At 49.1% G+C, this 26,731-nt stretch carries 24 protein-coding genes and 1 pseudogene; 7 read left to right on the top strand and 18 right to left on the bottom strand.

Annotated features, from left to right (window positions below):
* Nucleotides 1–173 precede the first annotated feature (173 nt).
* Nucleotides 174–890: a hypothetical protein gene (locus Q9O24_11105; protein ID MDQ7075673.1), complete on the top strand. Its 717-nt coding sequence runs from the start codon at nt 174–176 to the stop codon at nt 888–890.
* A 48-nt stretch (nt 891–938) separates the two neighbouring features.
* Here the strand turns inward: Q9O24_11105 and Q9O24_11110 are convergent, their stop codons facing one another.
* From Q9O24_11110 to Q9O24_11130, 5 genes are all read right to left on the bottom strand, one after another.
* Nucleotides 939–1,244, bottom strand: coding sequence for a DUF3240 family protein (locus Q9O24_11110; protein ID MDQ7075674.1), 306 nt, complete (start codon nt 1,242–1,244; stop codon nt 939–941).
* Complete coding sequence (locus Q9O24_11115) at nt 1,237–4,314, bottom strand: CusA/CzcA family heavy metal efflux RND transporter (protein ID MDQ7075675.1); 3,078 nt, start codon at nt 4,312–4,314, stop codon at nt 1,237–1,239. The genes Q9O24_11110 and Q9O24_11115 overlap by 8 nt, the downstream gene beginning before the upstream one ends.
* Complete coding sequence (locus Q9O24_11120) at nt 4,315–5,415, bottom strand: efflux RND transporter periplasmic adaptor subunit (GenBank protein ID MDQ7075676.1); 1,101 nt, start codon at nt 5,413–5,415, stop codon at nt 4,315–4,317. It lies immediately after the preceding gene.
* Nucleotides 5,412–6,668: a TolC family protein gene (locus tag Q9O24_11125; GenBank protein MDQ7075677.1), complete on the bottom strand. Its 1,257-nt coding sequence runs from the start codon at nt 6,666–6,668 to the stop codon at nt 5,412–5,414. Before Q9O24_11125 ends, Q9O24_11120 begins: the two co-directional genes overlap by 4 nt.
* Before the next feature lie 194 nt (nt 6,669–6,862).
* Nucleotides 6,863–8,527 carry an AMP-binding protein gene (locus Q9O24_11130; protein ID MDQ7075678.1) on the bottom strand — a complete coding sequence of 555 codons (1,665 nt, stop codon included), beginning with the start codon at nt 8,525–8,527 and terminating at the stop codon, nt 6,863–6,865.
* A gap of 166 nt (nt 8,528–8,693) precedes the next feature.
* On the opposite strand from Q9O24_11130, the gene Q9O24_11135 reads away from it, so the two are divergent.
* On the top strand, nt 8,694–9,665 hold the full coding sequence (locus Q9O24_11135) for a hypothetical protein (GenBank protein ID MDQ7075679.1): 972 nt from the start codon (nt 8,694–8,696) through the stop codon (nt 9,663–9,665).
* 135 nt (nt 9,666–9,800) lie between these two features.
* On the opposite strand, the pseudogene queE reads toward Q9O24_11135, so the two are convergent.
* The 11 genes and pseudogenes from queE to Q9O24_11190 form a co-directional block, all read right to left on the bottom strand.
* Nucleotides 9,801–10,470 (bottom strand): annotated as a pseudogene (gene queE / locus Q9O24_11140) (7-carboxy-7-deazaguanine synthase QueE).
* A gap of 72 nt (nt 10,471–10,542) precedes the next feature.
* Nucleotides 10,543–11,385, bottom strand: a complete 843-nt coding sequence (ybgF, locus tag Q9O24_11145; protein ID MDQ7075680.1) for a tol-pal system protein YbgF — start codon at nt 11,383–11,385, stop codon at nt 10,543–10,545.
* Nucleotides 11,386–11,407: 22 nt separating this feature from the next.
* A complete protein-coding gene (gene pal, locus Q9O24_11150; protein MDQ7075681.1) occupies nt 11,408–11,989 on the bottom strand; it encodes a peptidoglycan-associated lipoprotein Pal in 582 nt (193 codons plus the stop codon).
* An 11-nt stretch (nt 11,990–12,000) separates the two neighbouring features.
* Entirely contained in the window at nt 12,001–13,293 is a 1,293-nt protein-coding gene (gene tolB / locus Q9O24_11155; GenBank protein ID MDQ7075682.1) for a Tol-Pal system beta propeller repeat protein TolB, read from the bottom strand.
* Nucleotides 13,294–13,314: 21 nt separating this feature from the next.
* Nucleotides 13,315–14,184 carry a cell envelope integrity protein TolA gene (gene tolA / locus Q9O24_11160; GenBank protein MDQ7075683.1) on the bottom strand — a complete coding sequence of 290 codons (870 nt, stop codon included), beginning with the start codon at nt 14,182–14,184 and terminating at the stop codon, nt 13,315–13,317.
* Nucleotides 14,185–14,189: 5 nt separating this feature from the next.
* The gene (gene tolR, locus Q9O24_11165) at nt 14,190–14,618 is read right to left on the bottom strand and encodes a protein TolR (protein ID MDQ7075684.1); all 429 of its coding nucleotides are present in this window, start codon (nt 14,616–14,618) and stop codon (nt 14,190–14,192) included.
* The gene (tolQ, locus tag Q9O24_11170) at nt 14,619–15,311 is read right to left on the bottom strand and encodes a protein TolQ (protein ID MDQ7075685.1); all 693 of its coding nucleotides are present in this window, start codon (nt 15,309–15,311) and stop codon (nt 14,619–14,621) included.
* Complete coding sequence (gene ybgC, locus Q9O24_11175) at nt 15,308–15,709, bottom strand: tol-pal system-associated acyl-CoA thioesterase (GenBank protein ID MDQ7075686.1); 402 nt, start codon at nt 15,707–15,709, stop codon at nt 15,308–15,310. The genes tolQ and ybgC overlap by 4 nt, the downstream gene beginning before the upstream one ends.
* Nucleotides 15,710–15,779: 70 nt before the next feature.
* Nucleotides 15,780–16,520 (bottom strand): DsbC family protein, encoded by a 741-nt coding sequence (locus Q9O24_11180; GenBank protein ID MDQ7075687.1) that lies wholly within the window; start codon nt 16,518–16,520, stop codon nt 15,780–15,782.
* Between the two features lie 223 nt (nt 16,521–16,743).
* Complete coding sequence (gene xerD, locus Q9O24_11185) at nt 16,744–17,658, bottom strand: site-specific tyrosine recombinase XerD (GenBank protein ID MDQ7075688.1); 915 nt, start codon at nt 17,656–17,658, stop codon at nt 16,744–16,746.
* 67 nt (nt 17,659–17,725) lie between these two features.
* Nucleotides 17,726–18,352 (bottom strand): hypothetical protein, encoded by a 627-nt coding sequence (locus tag Q9O24_11190; GenBank protein ID MDQ7075689.1) that lies wholly within the window; start codon nt 18,350–18,352, stop codon nt 17,726–17,728.
* 361 nt (nt 18,353–18,713) lie between these two features.
* Between Q9O24_11190 and Q9O24_11195 the strand changes: the two genes are divergently transcribed.
* The 4 genes from Q9O24_11195 (at nt 18,714) to Q9O24_11210 (ending at nt 22,835) form a co-directional block, all read left to right on the top strand.
* Nucleotides 18,714–19,601: a phosphatase PAP2 family protein gene (locus Q9O24_11195; protein ID MDQ7075690.1), complete on the top strand. Its 888-nt coding sequence runs from the start codon at nt 18,714–18,716 to the stop codon at nt 19,599–19,601.
* Nucleotides 19,598–21,241 carry a phosphoethanolamine--lipid A transferase EptA gene (eptA, locus tag Q9O24_11200; GenBank protein MDQ7075691.1) on the top strand — a complete coding sequence of 548 codons (1,644 nt, stop codon included), beginning with the start codon at nt 19,598–19,600 and terminating at the stop codon, nt 21,239–21,241. The genes Q9O24_11195 and eptA overlap by 4 nt, the downstream gene beginning before the upstream one ends.
* 62 nt (nt 21,242–21,303) lie before the next feature.
* Entirely contained in the window at nt 21,304–22,368 is a 1,065-nt protein-coding gene (traF, locus tag Q9O24_11205) for a conjugal transfer protein TraF (protein ID MDQ7075692.1), read from the top strand.
* A 26-nt stretch (nt 22,369–22,394) separates the two neighbouring features.
* On the top strand, nt 22,395–22,835 hold the full coding sequence (locus tag Q9O24_11210) for an RDD family protein (GenBank protein ID MDQ7075693.1): 441 nt from the start codon (nt 22,395–22,397) through the stop codon (nt 22,833–22,835).
* Here Q9O24_11210 and lptG read toward each other — a convergent pair.
* Entirely contained in the window at nt 22,830–23,888 is a 1,059-nt protein-coding gene (lptG, locus tag Q9O24_11215) for an LPS export ABC transporter permease LptG (protein ID MDQ7075694.1), read from the bottom strand. The genes Q9O24_11210 and lptG overlap by 6 nt on opposite strands.
* Entirely contained in the window at nt 23,889–24,998 is a 1,110-nt protein-coding gene (gene lptF, locus Q9O24_11220) for an LPS export ABC transporter permease LptF (protein MDQ7075695.1), read from the bottom strand.
* Between the two features lie 226 nt (nt 24,999–25,224).
* Between lptF and Q9O24_11225 the strand changes: the two genes are divergently transcribed.
* A complete protein-coding gene (locus Q9O24_11225; GenBank protein ID MDQ7075696.1) occupies nt 25,225–26,727 on the top strand; it encodes a leucyl aminopeptidase in 1,503 nt (500 codons plus the stop codon).
* The last annotated feature ends 4 nt before the right edge of the window (nt 26,728–26,731 follow it).

The raw sequence follows: 26,731 nt of genomic DNA on the forward strand, positions 1-26,731 counted from the left end.
GTCAGCCAAAAACAGAAAAAGCGGCCATTAATGCCCGCTCACCCCCCTTTCGTCAAGCCAATACGCTTCTGGATTATGGGATTATGACTTTTATCAGCAAAAGGGGCTTATATTATGCTTTTGAGTTCCATTCTTGCTTTAGCTATCTACGTTATTTTCAATGAGGAGAAACCATGCTTATCAAAGGACTCTTGGCCATCGGGGTCATTCTTACCTATATTTTTATCTATCAAGCCGACCCTAATTACATTGTCGTCTTGGGTGATGAAGACCATCCCATCGAATACATGAGCGCCCTGTTTCTGTTCACCACCTTTGTCACCTTCACCTACCTCTACATACGCTCCAAACAAACCGAGAATCAATTTTTTGGCAAAAAAACCCAGCGCAACGTCTACTTTGTCTTACTGGCGCTGTTTTTCTTTGTCTGTTTTGGTGAAGAACTAAGCTGGGGACAACGCATTTTTGGCTGGGAAACACCGGAAAATTTCAAGGAGATGAACGCACAAAAAGAGACCAACCTACATAACATCTGGGCTTTTTACGATGAAGACGCCGCAGGCGAGAAAAAATCGTTCCTCAGCTTGATGCTGAGCATGAACCGGCTGTTTGCCCTGTTTTGCCTGATCACCACCGTCATTATTCCGCTCACCCATCGTTACATTAAGCCGATGCGAACGTTTTATCGCTACGCAGGCATTCCCATCGCTCCGATCTGGATCGGCGGCCTGTTTGTGCTCAACTACATCGCTTTTAAAATCACCGGTGTCTACGGGGATCCGATACTCGTTTACCCATTAGATGAATTTAAGGAGTTTTTCTACGCGATGTTTTTTATGGTCTTAGCCTTTTGGTTCACTCTGGAAGCAAAGCGCAACGAACCGCAATAAAACAACCATCCGTGCAATAGGCTCTGCTTATCGCACGGGTAACGAAATTTACTCGATACGCCCCGCCGCCATCACCGGCGTTAACCAATAGTGAACTCCCATCCCAGGAAAACTCTCTTTCAACTCCTGCAACAGCGTTTCTGCAACAGCGTAGTTCAACTGGATATGAAACATCACCTGTCGACGACGACCACTGACCTGCTCGGCCAAGCTCAAATGCATGTGATCTCTGCTGTGACCATCAATTTTATGGCTGGAAAAACCGCTCACCTCAACACGCCCCAAAAGCCAATCCAACAAACTCTCTTCCACCTCAGGGCTGGAGACCAAGGTCATCAAACAAGACTCAGACATACGCTTTTCCCTTTTCAATTCCAAAACGACGGTACAAAATCGGCAACAGATAGAGCGTCAATAACGTAGAGGTCACCAAACCACCGATCACCACCACCGCCAACGGCTTTTGAATTTCAGACCCAGGACCGGTGGCAAACAGCAACGGTACCAGCCCAAAAGCCGCAATGGTGGCGGTCATTAACACCGGTCGTAAACGCCGTTTCGCTCCCTCTAAAACCACCTCTGCCATCGGTACCCCATGCGCCAACAACTGATTAAAGTAGGTCAGCATCACCACGCCGTTCAAAACCGCAATCCCCAACAGGGCGATAAAACCCACGGAAGCCGGTACCGACATGTATTCACCGGAAAACCAGAGCGCAAACACGCCGCCAATCATGGCAAACGGAATATTGGTCAATACCAAAGCCGCCTGCCGTGCCGAACCAAAGGTGGAAAAAAGCAGCAAAAAGATCAAACCAATCGCCACCGGCACCACCAAACTCAAACGGGTTGCCGCACGCTGTTGATTCTCAAACTGCCCACCCCAAGCCAACTGGTAACCACTGGGCAATTGCACTTGCTGCTGCACCGCTTGCTTCGCCTCCTCCACAAACCCCACCAGATCACGACCTCGCACATTGGCCGCCACCACCACCAACCGTGCCCCTTGCTCACGATTGACCTGTACCGGCCCCTCTACGCGACTGATGTCCGCCACCAAAGAAAGCGGCACATTACGACCGTCCTCCAAGGTCAGCAGCAGGTTTTTAAACTCCGAGGCGGATTGACGCACCTTGTCATCGCCGCGCAACACCAAGGCGGTGCGCCGCGCCGATTCATGGATCGTACCGATCACTGTGCCTTCCAGCTGAACCCGCAAAATCGCTTCAACGGCTTCAACAGAGAGACCCAAACGGCCAATAGCGGCACGATTCAGAGCCACTTTCAGGTATTGCACACCGTCGTTTTCGGTGTAAAAAACATCTTCCGAACCGCGCAGACCGCGCAGCACATCGGCGATCTGCTGCGCGGCCAGATTGAGCTTATCCAGATCGTCACCAAACAACTTCACCGCCACATCACCGCGCACACCGGTCAACATCTCCGACACCCGCATCTCAATGGGCTGGGTAAAACCAAAGGAAACCCCAGGAAAACCCTCCATCACCAAGCGCAGCTTTTCGATCAACGCTGCTTTATTTTCAACCTGCCATTCATCTTCGGGGCGCAGCATCAAAAACGTGTCGGTCTGATTCAACCCCATCGGATCCATACCAATCTCATCGGAGCCGGTGCGCGCCACCACTCCTTCCACCTCATGCACCGACATCAAACGTTTTTCCACCCGCAGATCCATTGCCATCGACTCTTCCAAGCTGATGGAGGGCAGTTTTTCCAACTGCAAAATAATGCTGCCTTCGTCCATCGTCGGCATAAAGGTTTTGCCGATCTGACCGTAAGCCAAAGCCGTGGCCACCAGCCCCAGCAACGCACTGCCGATCACCACCTTGCTGTTCTGCAATGCCCATTGCAATGAAGGGGCATACATGCGATTTAAACCCCGCACCAACCACGGCTCAGTGTGCGTCACTTTGGTCATTAAAAACGCACTCAACACCGGAATCACCGTCAACGACAACACCAAAGAAGCACCCAAAGCAAACACAATGGTCAACGCCACAGGGATAAACAGTTTGCCTTCCAGCCCTTGCAAGGTCAGCAAGGGCAAAAAGACCAGCATAATAATAATGATGCCAGAGGTGACGGGCACCGCCACCTCACGCACCGCGCGATAAATCAGATGCAGACGAGGCAGTTTTTTGCGTTTTTCATCGTCCGACAAATAGACCATGATGTTCTCCACCACCACCACCGAGGCATCCACCAGCATACCGATGGCAATGGCCAGACCACCCAAGCTCATTAAATTGGCAGTCAAACCAAACTGAGACATCAAAATAAACGTTGCCAACGCCGCCAAAGGCAAGGAGAGCGCCACCACCAAAGAGGCGCGCGCGTCACCCAAAAAGAGCAGCAACAAAATCACCACCAAAACAATCGCTTCCGTCAACGCTTTCGAAACCGTATTGACCGCCCGTGACACCAGATCACCACGATCATAAAAAATATCGGTGTGAATGCCTTCCGGTAACGAGGATTGCAACTCCTCCAGTTTCAGGCGAACGCCTTTCACCACTTCATTGGCATTGGCACCGCGCAGACCCAACACCAGCCCTTCCACAGCTTCACCCTCACCGTTACGGGTCACACCACCGTAACGGGTCATGGAACCCAATTGCACCTTGGCTACATCACTGACCTTAACCGTCACCAAACCGTCCTGCTTCACCACGATGTCAGCCACATCCTGCAAGGAACGAATGCTGCCCTCGCTGCGCACCAACAGCACCTCTTCACCTTCGTTAAGACGACCAGCACCGTCGTTGCGGTTGTTGTTTTTCAACGCCTCCATCAACAGAGCATAACTGACCCCACGAGCCGCCATTTGCGCGTTATCGGGCACCACCTCAAAGCTGCGTACCAAACCTCCCAACGAGTTGACATCCGCCACCCCTGGCACCCCGCGCAATGCGGGGCGAATCACCCAATCCAGCAACGAACGTTTTTCTTGCAAGGTGAGAGTGTCGCCCTCCACGGTGAACATGAACATCTCACCCAGTGGGGTGGTCAACGGCGCAATACCACCGCTGATGTCCTGCGGTAAATCAGCCCAAATACCGCTCAGACGTTCAGCCACTTGCTGACGTGCCCAATAAATATCCGTGCTGTCCTCAAAATCCACCGTAATGTCCGTCAAAGCGTATTTGGCCACCGAGCGCAACATGGTCTGCTGCGGGATGCCCAACATCTCCACTTCAATCGGAGCGGTAATACGCGCCTCCACCTCTTCTGGGGTCATGCCAGGCGCTTTGATAATGATTTTTACCTGAGTCGAAGAGACATCGGGAAAGGCATCAATGGGGATGTTTTTCACCGCGCCAATGCCCACACCCACCAACAGCAACACCAACAACATCATCAACAGGCGTTGGGTTAAGGCAAACTGCACCACTCTGGAGAGCATTTATTCACCCCCTCCCAAACCCAACCAAATCGCTTTCAGAGCCGAAACCCCAGTGACTGCGAACAGATCGCTGCTGTTCAGCCGCGCACTGACCAAAGCTCTGTCCTCCTGCTGACTCACCACGGCCACCGAACGCACCACAAACCCCGAAGCATCCCGCACCATCAGATACACCTGTCCATCACGACGCAACAGCGCCGAACTGCTCACCTCAAACTGAGAGGCCTGCGCCTCCAGCGCCAAGCGCGCCTCAACAAATTGCCCTGGACGCAACTGCTCAACCCCCTTAGTCACTTCCGCTCGCAACATCACCGTTTGATTATTTGGGTTCACCTCTCGACCGATCAAAATCAACCGCGCCTGCACTTCAGGTTCCACCAATTGCACCACCGCACCCACACGCACGCCTTTCAACTGGGTCAAAGGCAGATACATCTCCAGCCACAACGGCTCTAGTTTCGCCAAACGGTAAATCGGTGTCATACGGTCAAGCTGTTCACCGGGTGTCAACAAACGCTTCATCACCACCCCATCGGCAGGCGCACGAATCACCAACTGACTGGAAAGCTTGCGGCTGCTTTTTAAAACATCAATTTCATCCATTTTCATCCCAGACAACATCAGCGCCTGCCGACCTTCATCTTCAACCGCTTGCAACTCTGAGTAACGACTCTGCTTTTGCAACAGACGACGTTTCGCAATCACCCCCTCTTTGTAGAGCTTTTGATCACGCCGTTTGTCACTCAAGGCCAGAGCCAACTGCGTCACGGTCTGTAAATAATCGCGCTGCAATACCATCAATTCTGGGCTTTCCAGACGCGCCAACGGCGCTCCTTCAACGACCATCTCCCCCTCCGCCACCAGCAACGCTTGCAACAGACCCGCTTGCGGTGCACTGACAATACGCACTTGCGCCGGAGGGATCACCATCTGACCTGGATGACGTGCGCCCAACGTCACATCCACCACCACCGGCTGCTGTAACGTTACCCCCAACGCCAAAAATTGCTGTGGTTGCACGTCAATGTGATCAGCCTCAGAGGCATTTACGTGTACAAAGGCTGCGCTCATCAACAGCACTAATCCTAAAATTCGTTTCATAACGATGCTCCCGCAGCTTGATTCAAACGGGAAATTTCCCGTTGCAATTGTAATTGATGCAAATGTAAATTTCGTTCGACGCTAAACGCACGCGCCTTAACCCGTAACAACTCCACCAAGTCCACCTCACCCGCCTGAAAAGCCGATGTTGTTAGGCGCACGTTTTTTTGCAGCAGATCGTGACGCTGTTGAGCCACCGCCAAGGCCTCACGACTGACCTCCAAAGCGTGTTCAGCGTGATGCAGTGCTTTGTGCAGCGAACGTCTTTTGTCAGCCAGTTGACGCTGTGATTGTGCGATGAACAATCGACCTTGTGCCTCCGCTTTAGCTGCGCGAGTACCGCCGCCCAGGGGCATCGTCAGACCCAAACCGACACTCTGAACCGCTTCATCTTGACGATTGAAACGCTCTTGGCGCAGATTGAATTGCAACTCAGGTTCACCCTTTGCCACAAGGCGTTCCAGCATGGCTTGCGCCTCTGCTCGCCCCTTTTTTGCTGCCAACAAAAGCAACTCAACATGCTGCATTAATGGCTGCGCCAAGCGATTCACTGGCTCTTGAAATTCAGCGGGAATCTGCTCCAAGCCGGTCAAAGATTGATAATGGTATTGCGCGTGTTTGACTTTCTCCAGCGCATGAAACAACTCTCCTTGGCGCGCCAAGCTCTCCTCTTGCGCTAACAGAAGATCTCGGTATGCCAACTCCCCCAGATCCACCCGCTTTTTCACATCAATCTGCAACTGCTTCGCCGTCTGCCATGCCGCATTGACCAAAACGTAATCGTTGTGACTGATGATCAACCCCCACAGGCTCTCTCGAACCAGCCCCGAAAGACGCAAATGCAACGCCGCTTTTTTGTGTGTCAGCAATTGCGCTTCAAAACGCAAGACACTCTCTGTTGCGGTTTGGCTTCCAAAGCGCTTGAGAGGCAGCGTCAATCCCAGCTCCCACTCTTCCAAACCTTGATCCTGCAATAACAGATCATTTTGATGCTTCACAGCCATTCGAACGTTATCGGATAACCACGACGTGCTGTATTTTTGAGCGGCCAATAATGCCTGCGACTCCGCCTGCAACAGTTGCGCTTCTGGCGTACGGCTCAACGCTGCACCCACTACCTGCGGCAAGCTCAACGCCTGTGAACGCAACAAAGGTACGACAACATCGTGTTTATTGGCCTTATGATCGGCAAAAACCGGTAAAAAAGAGAAAGATAACAACAGCAGGCTGATACGCCCAAAAGTAAAAAACATAACCGTCCTAACGCTAAAAACAATTTTAAATATTTTGCTCCATCACCAACATGGCAGCAGCAAAGAGGCGCAGAATAATCCTTATTTCTTAGCCAATACTTAATAGTTTTTACAGAATAAACACAACCTAAAAATATGTGATAGAGATCTCATAGCCCTACTGTACGAAGGACAATAGAGGCGATTGATTATTATCAATCGCGCAACGCTCGGCGCAAAATTTTACCCACGTTATTTTTCGGCAATTCACGCCGAAATTCGATTAAATGCGGCACTTTATACGCAGTTAAATTACGTTTGCAGTGTTCAATTAATCGCTCTTTTTCAACGATTTTCCCTTGTTTCAGTACCACAAATACCTTTACCGCCTCACCACTTTTAGGGTCTAACACCCCAATACAGGCGGCTTCATCAACGCCATCACACTCTACCAGCACCGATTCGATTTCATTTGGGTAGACATTAAATCCCGAAACAATAATCAGATCTTTTTTCCGGTCCACAATGCGCACAAAACCCTGTTCATCCACACACGCCACATCACCCGAATAGAGCCAACCGTCACGCAACACTTTCTCACTCTCATCTGGCCGTTGCCAATACGCCGACATTACCTGCGGACCACGAATGCAGAGTTCTCCCGCCTCACCTTGTGGTAAAACCTCACCCGCATCATTACGAATGGAAATCTCAGTGGAGGGCAGAGGCAGGCCAATCGAAGCGGTAAAATGATCAACCGAAACAGGGTTAACACAGACCACCGGTGAACACTCCGTTAAACCGTAACCCTCCACCATCGTCTGCCCAGTCAGGCACTGCCAACGTTCAGCCACCGATTTTTGCAACGCTGTGCCACCGGCCACACTCAACTTCAAAGCTGAAAAATTCAATTTGGCAAAGTCAGGGTGATTCATCAGAGCATTGAAGAGGGTATTAACCCCTGAAATCACGCTAAAAGGCCAGCGAGACAGCTCTTTTATAAACGCCGGAATGTCTCTAGGGTTGGTAATCAACACCATCAATGCACCCTGCTTCATAAAGGTCAGGCAATTACAGCTTAAACAGAAAATGTGGTAGAGCGGCAAAGCGGTAATCACAACTTCTTGCCCCTCTTTTATCACCGGCTTTAACCAAGCAGAAACCTGTTCAATGTTGGCCAACATATTTCGATGGCTCAACACCGCACCCTTAGCCACTCCCGTGGTACCGCCAGTGTATTGCAAAAAAGCCATATCCTCTGCATCAACGTTTACTGGACTCAACGCCTGTTTTTCGCCCCGAGAAAGCACCGTTTTAAAGGTCACAATCTGCTCACGAGGCAATTGAAACGCAGGTACAGCACGTTTAATCCAACGCAAAACAAAATTCACCACCGAGCCTTTAATAACCGGCAACAAATCCCCCACCTGCGTCAAAATAATGTGTTCAATGCGAGTTTGTTCCAACACTGGCTGCAAAACATGGGCAAAATTAGCCAAGATCACAATGGCTTTGGCACCAGAATCGTGCAGTTGATGTTGCAGTTCACGTGAGGTGTAAAGCGGGTTGATGTTGGTCACCACCAAACCGATGCGCAAAGCGGCAAACATCGCCACAGGGTATTGCAATAAATTGGGCATCATCAGCGCCAGCCTATCGCCCTTTTTCAGCTGCAGATCCTGTTGCAGATAAGCCGCAAACGCACGACTCCGTTGATCCAACTGTCGATAACTAAGCAACGCACCAAAATTGCTAAAGGCAGGTTTGTCTTCATACAACTGACAGTTTATTGCTAAAAAATGCCCCAAGGAGTCATAAACATCAGATTCGATCTCATTGGGTACCCCTTCTGGATAGTGATCCAACCCTATTTTTTTCATCAGCTAAGCCTCCACAAAGATGCAAAAAAACAGCGCATCATTATTCAATCATACGCCCCAGACCCATCAATTTTTAAACCATATTATCCTTAAGAGCCGTGATAAGTCGTCGCTAACAACAGATATAACCTGCTCCCTAAAACCCGATCATTAATGAGTTAAAATCATGAAACTATTTGCTAATCCTTGGTTAATTGTCACCGCCACCGCCTTTTTACTGCTGTACGCGCTAACCGATGCCTACTTTGGCCACCTGTTTGTCTCCCATGCTTTGCTGCTGATTTCCATTGTGCTGCTGATGTTCAATGTTCATCTGCAATTCAAAGCCGACAGACAGCGCCCTAACTCAAAGGGAGACAATGAACACAACAGCGTAGTTCATACCGCGCTTGAGGAGATTGCCAATCAATGCGCTTTTTTTAAAGATGAACTGCAACAGGTGCAAAGCATTGTCAGCAGCGCCAGCGATAACTTAACCGGCAGTGTGTCAAGTCTGGATAATAACAATAAAAATCAACAAGATATTTTACAAAAGCTGGTTAACAACCTACGCGCCATTATTGTCGATACCGGCAGTACGGTGGAAAATAACAGCGACATCAACACCTTTCCTCATCAGACCGAAGTGATCGTTGAGAGTTTTATTGACACCATCATTCATCTGCAAAAAAACAACAATACGCTGCAAAAGCAAATTGATCAGGTCACACTAAAATTCAATGCAATCCAACAACTACTGCATCACGACAGCTCTGAAATCCCTCTCACCGAAGAGGTGTTTAAACATAAATTTTATCAAATCAACAGCACCGTCAAGGGCATACACAGCAACATCAATACGATTCGTTCACTGCTGAAAGAGCTCAACCAAACGGACATCACCATCATCAAAAAGGCACAACTGGACGTACACAGCATGTGGAATAAAACCAGCCAATTTAATCAAGAAATATCTGCCTATTCGCACAATCTCTCTCAACTCGGTGAAGAGATTCAACAACACATCCTCAACAGCGTCACTTCACTGCAATCGGAAGACGTCATCCTGCAACTAACCGAACACATGGTCAAACGATCACAGCAGATGGAAACCGCACTAAACAGCCTACAACGACTGCATCAAGCCGCAAAAAAATGACCCCTTTCCACAAAGCGAAGCAGAACGATTGGCCCGTTTTAAAAATTTGAGCTGCACTCTAAAACAAAATTTTTCCAAACTCACCAACAACCCTGTGGCGCAAAAAAACATGACCCCAGGCGAGATCGAGCTGTTTTAAACCCCCGCGATGTCACCCCAAAGGTATTTGTGCAGCTGAATCTGAAAACGCACATTAAGACGATCACGCACAATCCAATCGGCCAACTCGGTGGCCGACAGTTGCTCCGCCGAAGGCGAAAAAAGTACCTCACAGCGCTGATCCAAACCGTATTTTTCCACTTGTTTTTTTTGCCCACAGATAATCCGTTTCATCACAAAGAACAAATTTAAGCTGATCGTGTTGGGTCAAAAACTCAATGTTCTCATAGCGATTTTTTGACTCTTCACCCGATGCCGGTGTTTTCAGATCCATTACTCGACTGATGCGAGCATCCACCTTGCTGATGTCCAATGCACCACTGGTCTCCAAGGACACCAACAAACCGTGGTCAGCTAAACTCCGTAAAAAAGGCAAACAATTGGCTTGCGACAGTGGTTCACCGCCCGTGACGCACACCTGCTTCACACCATAAGAGAGCACGTTTTCCAACAACGCCTCCAGTCCATACCACTCACCACCTGTAAAAGCGTATTCTGTATCGCAATACGTGCAACGCAAAGGGCAGCCGGTCAGGCGAACAAACACCGTTGGTAACCCCGCACTGCGCGCCTCTCCTTGCAAAGATAAAAAAAGTTCACTGATTTTCAGACGTGCAGGTTTAACACGATTATTTGCTTTAGACATTCAGGAAGTGCTCAATAAAAAAAGTAAGCCTCACTCAGAAAAAGTGAGGCGATGTTTCATAACCGCAGAAATTTAATGCCCCGACTCACGAATCATCAACAGACGCTGTTCGGCCAAACGCACCACCGACGGCGTTGGGGCATCTTCGATCAGTTGACGCAACCACTTTTCTGCCTCAGACATCTCTTTCATTTCATAATAGGTGTAGGCTACTTTCAGACGGGCATCCGCTACCTTTGAGCTGTCGGGATAATTATTAATCACCGCGTTAAAATGCTCCAACGCTGCTGAAAAATGACGAATCACATAATTGGTTTCACCCAACCAATACTCCGCATTGTCCGCATAGGGCCCCGTTGGGTAGCGGCTCAAAAAGCTCTGAAAGGCTTCAATCGCACTCTCATAACGACCGTTTTTTAACTGCTCAAAAGCATCTTCGTAGTCACTTTTTTGCTTACGCTGCAACTCAGGCAACAGAGCTGTTTTTGTTTCAGCAGCCGCCACCGGTTGCAACACCGTGGCGCTAGCCGAACCCAACGCCGTCGCCGAGCGCCCCCCCAGCTCAGCCACTGACGCACCTTCTCCAGCATCAACCACCGCAGCTAAAGGCGGTGATGGCGCACCCAATTCCAGATCACGCAGACGACGATCACTGTCCTGATAAAGTTCACGCTGGCGTTTGCGCATGGACTGTAAAACATGATCCTGTTTTTCCAGCTCACCGCGCAAGGTACGCAGCTCACTTTTTAACAGATCCACATCTTGGTTTAGTTCTACCAAGACACGACTCTCTAACAAACGCTCCAGACGCGCCAAACGTTCTTCAAAGGTCAACGGTTTTATTTTCTGTTCTGCCATCAATGACGGTGAAAAAAAAGTACACCACAGGATGGGCCAAATAATTATCTGTCTCATGACAACTGCCTTCAACTCACTGTTAAGGTTTTTTATAAACCAACTCGACCCGACGATTTTGTTGCCACGCGGTTTCATTATGCGCGCCCGCTTGTGGCATCTCTTCACCGTAACTCAAAACCTGCAATTGACGGCTGTTCACACCCTCAAGCAACAACACTTTACGCACCGACTGTGCACGTCGTTCCGCCAAAGCGATATTATACTCTCGCGAACCACGCTCATCAGCATGACCGTCCAAACGGACTTTAATGTCAGGATAACCGGCTAGAAAACGCCCATGCACTCGCAATACTTGCATAAATTCTTCCGCTATCGCCGCCCGATCAAATTCAAAATAGATCAGCCGCTGCTGCAATACACTGTCAGGATCATCCAAAGCGGAACGCGACAGCTCACAAGGAGGCAAACAGCCCCCCGTCACCAACGGGGCAATCACTGCCGCACCCAACGGACTGTTGTCTTCCAAAGCTTGACCGCTATCAGGCCCGCTCGTCTGTGGTTGCAGTGGCTCACTTACATCGGATTTAACATTTTTTTTGCCGCACGCCAGCAAGGTCGATAACAGCAACAACAGCAGAGTCGCTTTAATCATCTCTCTCATGTTCATATTCCTTATTTTAAATAGGGTGACCAAGCCGGTTCACGCACATCGTTACCCGACAGGCTCAAGCGCTGTTTCATCCGGCCATCCAGAGATACCGCCCCCAACGTACCCCGCCCCCGATAATTTGAAGCGTATAAAATCATGCCACCGTTAGGCGAAAAACTGGGCGACTCGTCCAATGAGCCATCAGTCAAAATACGCAAAAAACCGCTTTTACGCTCCAGCACCGCAATTTGATACTTGCCCTGCTGACGATGCAACAGGGCAATATGCCGCCCATCAAAAGAGACCGCCGCACTGCTGTTGTAATTTCCCTCAAAGGTCAAACGTTTCGCCCGTCCGCCCGTTACCGCAATTTCATACAACTGCGGACCGCCACTGCGATCCGAGGTAAAAATAATGGACTTACCGTCGGGAGTCCACACCGGTTCGGTATCAATGGCGCTGTTACCGGTCAACTGCTGCAATTTTTTACTCTGCAAATCCAACAAATACACATCAGGGTTGCCCTTATAAGAGAGGGTTAACGCCAGTTTTTTACCATCGGGTGACCAAGAGGGCGCACCGTTAATGCCCTTAAACGCCGCCACCTGCTGACGCTCACCGCTGTTAATCTGCTGCACATAAACCGCTGCTTTGGCTTTTTCAAAGGAGACATAGGCCAATTGACGACCATCGGGCGACCAAGCCGGAGACATCAACGGCTCTTTCGAGCTGAGAATGGTCTTCGCTCCATAACCATCGGAATCCGCCACATGCAATTTAAAGCGACGATTTTTCGCGCTGCCTTCCGCAGAGATAAAACAGACCAAGGTATTAAACGCCCCCGGCATCCCCGTGATTTTTTCGTACACCAAATCACTGATGTTGTGTGCCACACGCCGCAGTTGCGAGGCTTGAATATTGGAAAAAAGCCGTCCTTCAAGCTGCTGACTCTGCTCTACATCGTAGAGGCGAAACTCCACTTGATAGCGATTCGAATCCGGCATAAAACGCAGCTTACCGATCAACAGATAATTCATGCCCAAGGCACGCCAATCGGCGAATCGAACCTCAAAAATCGAACCGGGTTGAGAGAGCATGTCCTCACGGTGCAGCGGTGAAAATTGACCGCTGCGCGCCAGATTGGCATCAACGATTTTAGCCAAATCCATGGGAACTTCGCCATCACCCTGCCAAGCAAATGGATTAACCGCAATCGGCAACCCTTGCACCCCTTGGGTAATATCAATTTCCAATACCGCCCACGCATTACCGCACAGCAACAGGCTCAATATCCACACTCGGCTTAAAACACGCATATTCAAACAACACACCTTCAATTAACCTTTAAACTTAAATTTAACTTCACGCTCAAACAACGACCGTTCTGGCGCGGGCGGCAAGGCCATTAAACGCCCCATAGCCGACTCAACAGAACGCCGAAACGCCGCATCGCCACGACAATTGGCCACCTGAAAATCAATAATAGTACCACTGGAGAGCTGCACCACGCTAACCTCACAACTCATACCGGCACTGCCACTGCTGGGCGGCACCCAATTACGCACCACCCGCTGCTGAATATCACGCATGTACTGCAATAACAGACGATTACGTCGCGCCTGCTGCGCAGAAGCCGCTTGACGCTTGGCCTCTGCCTCACGTTGGGACTTCTCTTGACGCGCTAATTCCAGCCGTTTCTGTTTATCCGCCTCTGCTTTACGCACCCGCTCCGCTTGGCGTCTCTTTTCTGCGGCGATTTTACGCTTCTCTGCCGTTTTTTTCTTTAATAGCGCCTGACGCTTCAACTCCGCTTGGCGCTCTTTTTCTGCCTGTTTTTTCGCCAACGCAGCCTTACGCTGCTGCTCCACCTCTTTTTTAACCTGCTCTTTACGCCGCTGTTCCGCTTGACGCTGTTTTAGCTCCTTAGCTTTGCGTTCAGCTACCTGCTTGCGTTGCTGTACTATTTTTTCCTGACGCAGCCGCTTTTGCTCCACTGCTCGACGTTCTTGTTGCTGCAACTGCGCCAAAGCCTGATCCAGCTGCTGCGCATCAACGGCAATCGCCTGCACTGGTTTAATCTCAGCACTGACCTTTGGCTTGGGGGTCGGACTGCCAGCAGAAAAAAACCACAATAGAAACAACACAAACAGATGAACAAAGAGAGAGATCAGCAACGATGATGATTTTTTCAACAGCTCTTTTAACATGACGATTACGGCTCCGCCGCTTCGGTCACCAATCCCACCTGCTGCGCACCACCCTGCTGCAAGAGAACCATGGCACGCACCACCAAACCGTAAGCGACGTTTTTATCCCCTCGCACCAAGACCTGACGCTTCGGCTGCAATCTCAACGCCTTCTCAACCAAGGCCAAAACCTGTTCTTCCGTCAACACCTGCTTTGGTTTTTGCGCAATGTTCAAATACAGAGAACCATCCAAACTGACGGTCAACAACAGCGGTTCGGTTTTCGTTTCTGGCATCACATTGGCCGTCGCTTGTGGCAAGCTTACCTCAACACCACTTTGCAACAGCGGCGCGGTGATCATAAAAATCACCAGTAAAACCAGCATCACATCAATATAAGGCACCACATTGATCTCTGCCATCGGCTTGCGGCGCTTGTCTCGCGAACGCGCCATTTATGCGTTGTTCTCGTGCGCGACACTGAGACTTTGACGGTGCAGCAAAGTGGCAAACTCTTCGATAAAATTATCGTAATCGTTAAGCAAACGATCGCTCTCGGTAACAAAACGGTTGTAGGCCACCACCGCAGGAATGGCGGCAAACAACCCCATCGCGGTGGCAATCAGCGCCTCTGCAATGCCAGGTGCGACCATCGCCAAAGTCGCTTGCTGCACCACCCCCAAGGCTCGAAACGAATTCATAATGCCCCAAACTGTACCAAACAGACCGACATAAGGGCTAATGGAACCCACCGTGGCCAAAAACGACAGATGCGCTTCGACCCGATCTGTCTCCCGTGACAGCACCACCCGCATCGCCCGCATCGCCCCAGCCAAGGTCTGATCTGGGTCGTGCGTTTGTTGGCGCAAACGGGCAAACTCTGAAAAACCCGCTTCAAAAATACGCTCCAAACCGTGCAAATTTTCACGCCGAGGCGCGAGATCTTTATACAGTGAGGAGAGCTCACCCCCAGACCAGAAGCGATCTTCAAAGCGTTCAAGTTGCTCCTTGTCTTGTTTTAACTGCTGCCACTTGCGGTAAATCAACGCCCAAGAAAAAATCGAGGCCAGCAACAACAGCAACATCACCAGTTGCACCAAAAAACTGGCACCACTCACCAGATGGAAAAAAGAAAGATCTGCGTTCACCGACGAAAAGCCTCCATTAAAGGTTCGGGAATGGGGCTAGGACGAAACGCCTTATGTGCGATGCAAACGACTTTTACCTCAGCCCGACAAAAAAGGTCGTCATTCTGAGCTGCCGACACCGTTTGTAGAAACGTCACGCTGACCCGCTGCAAACGCTGAATCTCAACGTCCACTTTCAGAAGGTCATCCAGCTTAGCGGGCTTTAAAAAATCAAGCTGCATAGAACGAACCGCAAACACCACTCCGCGCTGCATCAGATCACACTGCTCAAAACCCAGTTGACGCAGATATTCAGTACGTGCTCGCTCCATAAAACGCACGTAATTAGCGTGATAAACCACGCCTCCCGCATCGGTGTCTTCGTAATAAACCCGTACCGGCAACACAAAACGCTGCATAAAGAAGGTCAACTTAGCCGTTAAAGAGACGGCAGTATAAACGGCTCTGCGAAAAAAGACGCGATCACAATCACTTTTTGTTTAAGGTGGCAATCAATTGTGCTGCCGGTTGGTAGCCTGCGATCAGGGATCCATCGTCTAAAATAATCATCGGTGTACCCCGCAAACCCAATGCACGACCCACCGCCATGTGCTGCTTAACGGGATTATCACACTGACGAGCTTCGATTTTACCGCCCAATTTTGCCGTGGTTAACGCCGCTTTGGGGTCATCGGCGCACCACGCACTGACCATGGTGTTATAACTGTCTGAACCAACACCGGCACGGGAATAGAGCAGATAACGCACCTTCACCCCAGCCTTATTCAACTCAGCAATTTCTTTGTGCAGCTTACGACAGTAACCGCAGTCCACATCGGTAAAAACGGTGATCGTATGTTGGCTCTCTTTGGGGGAAAACACCAACATACGATCCTCTCCTACCGCCTCCAATGCTGCCAATCGCCCTTCAGAACGACGCACCTCGGTTAAATTTTCACTGGAGTGCAAATCCACCAAATCGCCATCAAACATGTAGCGGGCATCTTGACTAAGGTAGGCCACTTGCGAACCGTACAGCACCTCATAAATGCCTTTCACTGGTGTTTCGGCAATGCTTTTTACCGGCAAATTTGGCATTTTTTTCATCAAGGCAGCACGCAACAACGCCACTCCTTCAGCCTCTGGCTCCAACGACTCCGGCGGTTGAGCCTGTGCCAACGACAAAACAGTGGATAACAGCAAAACAGCGGTCAATATGGACGACTTCATAATATTTTTATTCTCTACAAATTCATTACACGAAATACGACACACCAACACATGTCGTTGGTGCATCGAAGTTGTTACAACAGGTTATTGCTTAAGCGTACGCAGCGGTTGATGAAAATGCCAACAACAGTAAAATAGCGATCACTATAGATTGCATCATAAGACTTTATTCCTCTTAAATTTCGGATTAAATACAACACAGCAACAAGGCCATTGCCTACCTCTAAGCACGCGGGTGATGCTGTGCGTGTAAACGCTTCAGACGCTCCCCAGCGATGTGACGATACATCTGGGTCGTCGTCAGGGTACTGTGACCCAATAACAGCTGCACAGTTCGCAAGTCAGCACCGTGATTAATCAAATGGGTGGCAAACGCATGGCGCAAGGTGTGTGGAGAGAGTGATTTTGTAATGCCCGTCTGTTTTGCATACCGTTTTATCAAATACCAAAACGCTTGTCGCGTCATGCCCTTACCCCGCCGTGTGACAAATAAAACATCCATAGAGTCATCAAAACCCGTCAATAACGCCTCACGACCTTGTTGCAAGTAACACTGCACCTTCTCTATGGCCTGTTCGCCCATGGGCAAAAGCCGTTTTTTACCATCAAGGCTTTCGATTAAGACCACCCCTTGCTGAAAATCCAATTGTGACAAACGCAGAGCAATCAGTTCTGAAACACGCAAACCACAAGCGTACAACAGCTCCAACATGGCTAAATCTCGCGCCCCCAATAACGTCTTTGGATCAGGAGCCAACAAGAGCGATTCAACCTCAGCCTCGGTCAAATGCACCGGCAACGTTAAACCCAATTTGACGCTTTGCAACAGCGCACTCGGCTCTTCAAGCAACCCCCCTTGGGCAAATTGATAACGATAAAAACGACGTAACGTTGACAACAAACGTGCCGCACTGCTGGCGCGGTTTTGCTGCTGTTTACGCTCCGCCAGATAATTTTGTAGATCTTCACGTTGAACAGCCACCAGCTCACAGGGTCTTTTCTCCAACCAGCGCGCCAAACCACGCAAGTCAGCAGCATAGGCCAACAACGTATTTTGGCTTAACGTACGCTCAGCTTTGATATGCCCAATAAAAGCAGCGATCACGCTCTCTTGACGCTCTTTAAATGACAGTGACACATTCACTCCCCCACAAAAAAGCGGCCACCAAGGCCGCTTTTTATCATCAGCTTACCCTCAGCTGAACTTACTTTTTAGTACGGCTCTTACGCTTAGCGGGCGTGGCAGTAATTTTTGCCATCTCCGCCTTTTCCCATTTTTTTGCAAAACGGCTGATCGCTGCTTCTTTCGCTTCACCCATCTTCAGCAAAGCTTTTTCACGTTTCAAAACCGCTCTCAACTCAGACTGTAGCTCTTTTACTTCAATTTTTAGCTCAGCAGCCTGTAGCTTGAATCTGTTAGGCCCCACAGTAACCGTTGTTGCTTTGGTAGTAGCCACTGCGGTAGTTGCGTTTTTCTTACCGGGGGGACGGCCACGTCTTTTCGGTTCAGCAGCCGGTGTCGCAACTGCGGTGGTTGCGTTTTTCTTACCGGGGGGACGACCGCGTCTTTTCGGTTCAGCAGCCGGTGTCGCAACTGCGGTGGTTGCGTTTTTCTTACCGGGGGGACGACCGCGTCTTTTCGGTTCAGCAGCCGGTGTCGCAACTGCGGTGGTTGCGTTTTTCTTACTGGGGGGACGACCGCGTCTTTTCGGTTCAGCAGCGGGTGTGGCCGCCTTAGTGGTTGCATTTTTCTTACCGGGGGGACGACCGCGTCTTTTTTTAACTACTGGGGTTGTTTCGTCAGCTGCGCTGACCTTATCTGTTTCAGCCATGTTCATACACTCCTAATCACAAAAAAGTAACCTGAATTATAGGTCTCTATAATCTGTTTGCAATTGTATTTCACCAAAAAAGTGAACTATTTTTGCATTTTCTTTATCATACCGCACCATGATAACCATTTAGATGCATAATATGAACAACAACGAACGTATTTTTCTCAGACAAAAATACATTACCGAACATAAAAGCACTCAAGCAACACAACACAACACAACACAACACAATACACTCCAATGCCAACCCCCAATACATCGACTGACATTCACTGTTAATGAGCGTTTATCCAAATAACATTGCACCCACACAAACGCTCCTATTCGTTTGACACTCACCTCACCACTGAGAAAAACAATGACTTTACTTCGCGCCAAAGAAAACTCTGCCTCCAAACTGGAAAACAACACTTCCCTTTTGTTTCTGCTCTCCATATCTCTTTTGATTTTACTGTCGTTCATTCTCTTTCTTTTTGCCCTACACCTAGATCAACTTGATCAAGCGGATTACTGGCATCTACAGGTCGAGACCTTTCTCAATCTAAATCACCTTTTATCCACTCAGTCGAACCTTTGGTTCAATTTGACTCAACTCGGTGATGCCTTTGTTCTGCTGCCGCTGTTCTCTTGTTTAATTATTTGGCGACCTCAAGCGTGGGCAGCCATTTTTGCCGCCGTACCGCTGGCGGCCTTTTTATCGTGGATCGGAAAACTGTTGGCCGCCATGCCTAGGCCTGCCGCCGTTTTAGATCACACACTTTTTAATATCGTTGGACCCACTTTAAGTTCATCCACCAGCTTACCGTCAGGTCACACCCTCACCCTGTTTGCCGTGATCACCGCTGTTAGCGTTATTTTACTGCCACAACTCCCCAAACGTTTTCAAACCACAGCTCTAATCAGCGCCCTCAGTCTCGCACTTTTTCTCTCCTTATCAAGAGTGGCTGTTGGCGCACACTGGCCGTTAGATCTTCTGGTTGGGGCAGCTTTGGGTATTATTTCAGGGGTTAGCGGCGCACTGTTGGTTCAAAAACAGACAAGGTGGCAGTGGCTGTGTGCGCCCAAACAGCCTATTTTAGCCTTCATTATGTTACTATGGGCTTTGGCCTTATTGTTTCACTCATTTCGCCTAATGCAGGAAAGCGTACTGATCATCTGGCCAGCGGCTCTCTCAGCGTTGTTCGTATCCGCGCATCTGTTTGGCCTACATGCACACCTATTTTCATCTTCCAAAAAACATCCATGAACAGATTTTCTACCGTGTTTTACCGCAGCACTCTACAAAAAATACAGCGTCTAAAGTGGCAACTCAGCGCCAGCCAATTTGTGCTGGCCATCACCGTGATAAATTTGGTGCTTTATCATTGGCCCCTCTATACCTTTATTCTCTCCGACCTCAACTTTTTTTCCAGCAATGGGTTTTGGACATTTTTTACTGTCGTATTGATTGCCTCCCTCGCTACCGTCCTTGCGATCTCACTCCTGACTCTTGTTTCATTTACCTTAGCCAAGGTGTTCTGTGGTTTGGTCGCCATTGTCAACGCCCTTGCCCTCTACTTTATGCTCACCTATCAGGTCATATTGGATAAAACCATGATGAGCAATGTGCTGAATACCCAAAGCACAGAAGCACTCGCTTACCTACACCCTAAAATGCTGGTCTATGTTTTTGTTTTCGGTCTACTGCCTGCCCTACTGCTGTTCAAAGTTCAAATCATCAAAAAAAGCCGCCTCCGCTTGCTTATACACAACCTCACCTTTCTATTAATCGCGCTTGTCTTGATCTACTTGAACTCCAGTAGCTGGCTCTGGTTGGACAAAAATTCCAAGATATTGGGCAGTAAAATAGTACCGTGGTCTTATCTCATCAACACGATACGCATTCAAAATTTACACCTTGACTCTTTGGATGAGCAGCATTTATTGCCCTCTGCTCACTTTAGCAATGATGAAAAAACCGTTGTGGTACTGGTCATCGGCGAGACCGCTCGGGCGCAAAATTTTTCTTTATACGGTTACAACAGAGCCACGAACCCTTTGCTCTCAAAACGACAAGACCTTACTGTTTTACCAAACGCCACCTCCTGCTCCACCTACACCACCGCTTCTTTACGCTGCATTCTATCGCACAAAGACAGTCCTGATTCCGATGAACCCTTACCCAGTTATCTACAAAGAATGGGGGTTGATGTCACATGGCGCACACGCAATTGGGGAGAGCCCCCCATACACGTCGCCCACTATCAGAAAAGACAAGAACTAAAAAAAATCTGTCAAGGAATCGGCTGTAATTACGATGAAGTGCTTTTAAGTGGTCTGAAACAACAGATTTTATCCTCCAGCAAAAAAAAGGTGTTTGTTGTTTTGCACCAAAAAGGCAGTCACGGCCCCTCCTATTACTTGGAATACCCCGAGCAATTTGAGGTTTTTAAACCCAGTTGTAAATCTGTGGAACTCAGCCAATGCAGTCAACAAGAACTCATCAACGCCTACGACAACACCCTATTGTATACAGACCATTTTCTAGCCCGCCTGATTCAACTGCTAGAAGGACTCAATAACACGTCAACCGTTATGCTCTACCTCTCCGATCACGGCGAATCTTTGGGTGAGTACGGCCTCTATCTGCATGGAACCCCTTATTCTATTGCGCCGGATGTGCAAAAAAAGATCCCTTTTTTAGTCTGGATGTCAAAACGGTTTCGTGACAGCAGAGGTCTGGAAAAAACCCTAACGCATAAAAAATATGAGCATTCCCACCACAATGTGTTTCATAGTATTATGGGTGCATTTGCTATGGTGGGAACAATTTACAATGAAGAACGTGATATTTTCCACAGCCCAAAAAATGAATTAAATTCTTTGCGAGATTTGGAGCAGCCATGACCTTGAAAAAATCAAACTCAGCCCCTCTCTTCATTCAGTCGGCTTTCGCACTTGTTTTCCTTTTGCCAATCGACGCATTTTGCACCCCCTTCGGCAGTTACGATGCCCGCACCATAGCGATGGGTAATGCCGGTGTGGCTGCCGCCAATCTCAGCGCAGCGGCTTTTTATAATCCCGCCATGCTCGCTCTACAAGAGAGTAATAAGAAAAAATTTCACATCACCCTACCAACCCTAGCAATCAATATTGCCGATCAACACGGTGTCATTGACGACCTGAAAAACTATCAAGCCGCTCCCAGCAACAGTGTGCAACGCACCGAAATTGCCAAACAGATGCTCAATAACCCTTTTTTTGCTGAAGTTCAACTCGGCACAGTGGCAGTCTTTAAAGAAAAATCATATTCACTGGCGCTGAATTACAGCCGCCATATCGGTGCCAGTATCAAAACCAGTGCCACCGATCTAGTGACCTATCTGGATACTAAATTAAACGTCATAGGACTGGACAGTCAAGAACTAGGATTCACTCTGGCAAAACGTTTCCACAATAATAAAAATCGTTTTTCTGTTGGCATTAACCCTAAGCTGGTCTCTGTCACTCCCTTTTCCAGTTCAACCTTAGCAACCAGTGTGAATACCAGCAATCTGGATTTCATCAACACCGACAGCAGCCAAAATAAACAAGAGTTTATCTCCCTCGACCTCGGCCTTGCCTATCAAATGGGTTCGCAATTTCGTGCCGGTTTGAGCATTCGTGATTTAATCAGTCAGCGCTACACCACCGCCGAAGGTGAGCGTATTCGCAGCACACCCAAAGCGCGTATTGGCGTTGCTTATGAAGGCCGTTTTTACACTGTTACCGCTGATTACGACCTGAGCAATAACGACCCGATTGCATTTGAAAACTCCAGTCGTTTTTTCTCCCTCGGCACAGAACTGCGTTTTTATACGATCGCAAAACTGCGTTTAGGCTATCTGCACAACAGCGCGGACAGCAGCAACCCTGTACAGATGTTTACTCTTGGTGCTGGTCTTAGCCTTTTTGGGGCGGTTCTGGATCTAACCGTCATCAGTGATCAAAAAAATTCGCTCTCAGCAGCCGTGCAGAGCGGCTTCTCTTTTTAACCCATTAAACAACACAGACAACACGTATGCCTACCGAACAATCCAATTGCACTCCCGCCCCCCTGCTGCGCCGCCTTGCGGCTCTGTTTTATGACCTGTTTCTGTTAATCGCCGTGCTGTTTTTTGCCTCTGCGCTGGCCGTTGCTATCAATCAAGCGCCCATTCCAAAGCAAAACCTCGGTTTTCAACTCTATCTATTATTGGTAACGTATATTTTCTTTGCTTGGTTTTGGACACACGGCGGGGAAACCTTGGGCATGAGAGCCTGGCGATTGCAGTTGCAATCCAGCCAAGGCGGTGCCATTACCTGGCGCATCAGTTTAATCCGTTTTATGGCCGCCATCCCCTCACTGCTTTTTTTCGGCTGCGGTTACTGGTGGGTACTCATCGACCCCAAAAAACGCAGCTGGCACGACCGACTCTCTCACAGTCAACTCTGTCTGCTGGAAAAAAAGCAGCGTTCATAACACACGGCGTAACAAGTACACACCCGCCCCGAGGAACAAGAGCAAAGGCAAAACAGCACTGATAAAAGGCGAAAGACCATAAACCAAACCCAAGTGACCAAAAAGACGCGCCAATAGAAAATAGCCCACGCCAATCAAGGTACCTAATAAAATTTTCTGACCTGCACCCGACGAACGTAACGAACCAAAGACAAATGGCATTGCCAACAACAACATCACCAAAGCCGAAAGGGGAGCCAATAAACTGCTCCAAAAAGCCAACTCATAACGAGACGCATCTAATTCGTTATTTCTCAAGTACTCAATATAATTGTACAACTCTCGCGCTGACATACTTTCCGGTTGCACAGACAACACATTAAACAGGTCTACGTTAATCAAATAAGGCCACTGCTGTTGTTTTAGTCTTTTAATCTCGACCCTATCTTCATTAAAGTAGCTGTAACGTAAACCCTTTAGCAACCAGTGATCCGTTTCATAATAGGCACTGACCGCCGACAACGAAAAACGTAACACCAAACCATCAAACTCATAAATCGTCACACCGCGTAAATGCAAATCGGGCAATACCGTCCTAACATTGATATAACGGCCTCCATCTTTAACCCAAAGGCCATTAGCACCTGTCAATGAAACCCGCTTTTCCAAAGCCGTGGAGCGCAGCTCTTCCGCACGTCGATCTCCCACGGGAGCCAACCACTCGCCAATCACCGCCATCATCACTGCCAACAACAACCCCACCTGCAAAACAGAACGAATAATGCGTTTTGGTGAGACCCCCGCCGAACGCATCACAATCAACTCAGAATTAGCAGCCATAGCCCCCAAACTCAACAAACTGCCGATCAACACCGAGCTGGCAAAATAATCGTGCATTCGTCTTGGAATCGTGTAAACAATGTAAAGAGCAGCATGGGTCAAGTCGTAATCCTGTTTTCCCACTGAGGAAAGCTCATTAATCAAAGCAAACACCGCATCCACCGAGGTAATCAACAACAACACCATCAATGAGCCAGCAATGACCGCACGAGCAATATAACGATCTAAAATCATCTACGAACTGCGCCTCAACAGGATCTGTTTTGCCCAAGCAAAACCGTGCATATTTAAAATCAGTAACAAGACCAGCGAGAACATCAATAACTGCAACCACCACATCCCCAAATAAGGTGCGGTCACACCCTCAACCATCCAATTTTTGGATAACACCAAAAAATTGGAATAAGGCACATAGAACAACACCGCCACCACCAGTTTTCCATAACGCCCTTTGCGGGGTGTGGTGCGACTCAAAGGCACAGCCAACAACGCCAAAATCAACGCGACAAGCGGTAAATTCAGACGCCACTGCAATTCCGCTCGGTCGGCTAATTGATCCGAAGACCACAGTTCAGTGGTGGTTTTTGCTGCCCGTTTTAATGCCTGTTGCACCACCGGATTATCCATCACTACGATGCCATGCTGTTCAAACTCGGTGACTTCGTAATCAGCCTGACCAGGTTGGCCGACGTAACGCCTGCCCCGTTCGAATAAAATATGCGCACGCTGATTTTTATCGCCTCGGACAAAGGTCGCCTGCTCAGCAACCTCTAAACTTAAACGACCATCGGCCGTTTTAGCGTGAACAAAGACATCCTCTAGAACCGTGCCATCAGCACTCACCTGTTTAACAAACAAAACACTTTTGCCATCACGGGATTCATTAAATCGCCCCGCACTGATGTTATTCAACTCCGAACGCTGCTCAAGATTGGCTTTGAGTTTCTGCTCGATCCGAGCCGCCCACGGCGAAGCCCATAAAGTCAAACAGACGATAATCAACACCGCCAAACCAGCACAGGCCAAAACGGGGCGAAACAACTCACGACTGCCGATGCCACAGGCGTTCATAGCTGACATTTCACTGTCTTTATAAAGTCGACCCAAACTCAACATCACACCTAAATAAAGCCCCAAGGGAATCAAGGTGACCAAAAAACCAATAACATAGGTAAAAAACAGCGGCACCACAGCGTCGCTCGGCAAAGAGCCCCCCACCGCTTTGCTCAAAATCAACACCAAAGAGTTGCTTACTAAAATCAGCAGTAATACCAATGTCACCGCAAACCAAGCCTGCAAAATCTCTTTAATCAAATAACGATCAATAATAGTCAGCAACAGCATCTCTTCCGTTGTTTAAATTTCCATCTAAAAAAAGCATTCACACTTAAAATCTGCTGCATCATAGCGGTTTTTTGCCTAGAATGGGGCACTTTGCAGTATAGGCAAGGTCACTCTCCTGTGACGCTCTAGCAGCCGTCAGTTGATAAATCACAACGACAAATAAAGCAGAGCAGACTACGCTTACGCAACAACACGTGGAACAGAGCCGAATAACATAGGAAATAATATGGAAATCAGCGTCAAAAGTGGCAACCCAGAAAAACAACGTACCGCTTGTATTGTATTGGGCGTCTACCAAACCCGAAAGTTAACCCACTCCGCCGAAGAAGTTGATAAAGCCAGCGATGGCTATCTTAGCAGCCTGATTCGACGAGGCGATATGGAAGGTGAGTTGGGGCAACATCTGATGCTGCACAACGTACCCAACACCCTCTGTGATCGGGTTTTATTGGTCGGCTGCGGCAAAGAACGCAAACTCAACGAAAGCGTTTATAAAACCATTCAAGCCAATTGCGCCAAGCGCCTCGACCAGAGCGGCGCATCCGAAGCGGTCTCTTTCTTAACCGAGCTGCACGTTAAAACCCGCGAGATACACTGGAAAGTACGCACCGCCGCCGAAGAGAGCCAAAAAGCCCTCTACCGTTTTGACCAGCTGAAAAGCAGCAAAAACCTGCCCCGCCGCCCACTGAAAAAAATCACCTTCAGTGTGCCGTCCCGCCGCAACCTCAGCGACGGTGAAGAGGCGGTGCGCGAAGCGATGGCCATCGCCTCTGGGATTCATTTTGCTCGTGATCTGAGCAACATGCCCGCCAACGTCTGCACCCCCACCTACTTGGCCAAACAAGGTCAACAACTCAGTCAGCAATACCCTGGAATCAAAACCAAAATTTTAGAAGAGAGTGACATGGAGCAGCTCGGCATGGGCGCGTTTCTCTCCGTCAGCCGTGGCAGCTCAGAACCGGCCAAATTGATCGTAATGGAGTACCTCAACGGCGATCCTGACGACCAACCCGTGGTACTGGTGGGCAAAGGCGTCACCTTTGACAGCGGCGGCATCTCCCTCAAAGCCGGTGCGGGCATGGATGAGATGAAATTCGATATGTGCGGAGCCGCCAGCGTTTTTGGCACCCTACGCAGCATTGCCGAACTGCAACTGCCGATCAATTTGGTCTGCGTTGTCGGCGCCACAGAAAACATGCCCGTCCCCGATGCCACCCGTCCTGGCGACATCGTTACCACCATGTCAGGTCAAACCGTAGAAATTCTCAACACCGATGCCGAAGGCCGTTTGGTGCTCTGTGATGCCCTCACTTATGTGGAAAAATACGATCCCGATGTGGTGATTGACATCGCCACCCTCACCGGAGCCTGCATCGTCGCTTTGGGTCACGAACCCTCCGGCCTGTTCAGCAACCACAGTCCACTGGCCAACGACCTGCAAAACGCTGGACGCACCAGCGGTGACCGCTGCTGGGAACTGCCCCTATGGGACGAATATCAAGAACAGCTGCAAAGTAATTTTGCCGACATGGCCAACATCGGTGGCCGCAGTGCAGGCAGCATCACCGCCGCCTGTTTTCTGTCACGCTTCAGTAAAAAGTTCCACTGGGCGCATCTCGACATCGCCGGTACCGCCTGGCACAGCGGCAAAAACAAAGGGGCAACCGGTCGCCCTGTGGGTCTGTTAAGTCAATACTTGCTTGACTACCAACAGGATAAAAAGGCGTAAGAGT

The organism is Gammaproteobacteria bacterium, assembly GCA_030949385.1.
Lineage (GTDB): Bacteria > Pseudomonadota > Gammaproteobacteria > JAUZRS01 > JAUZRS01 > JAUZRS01.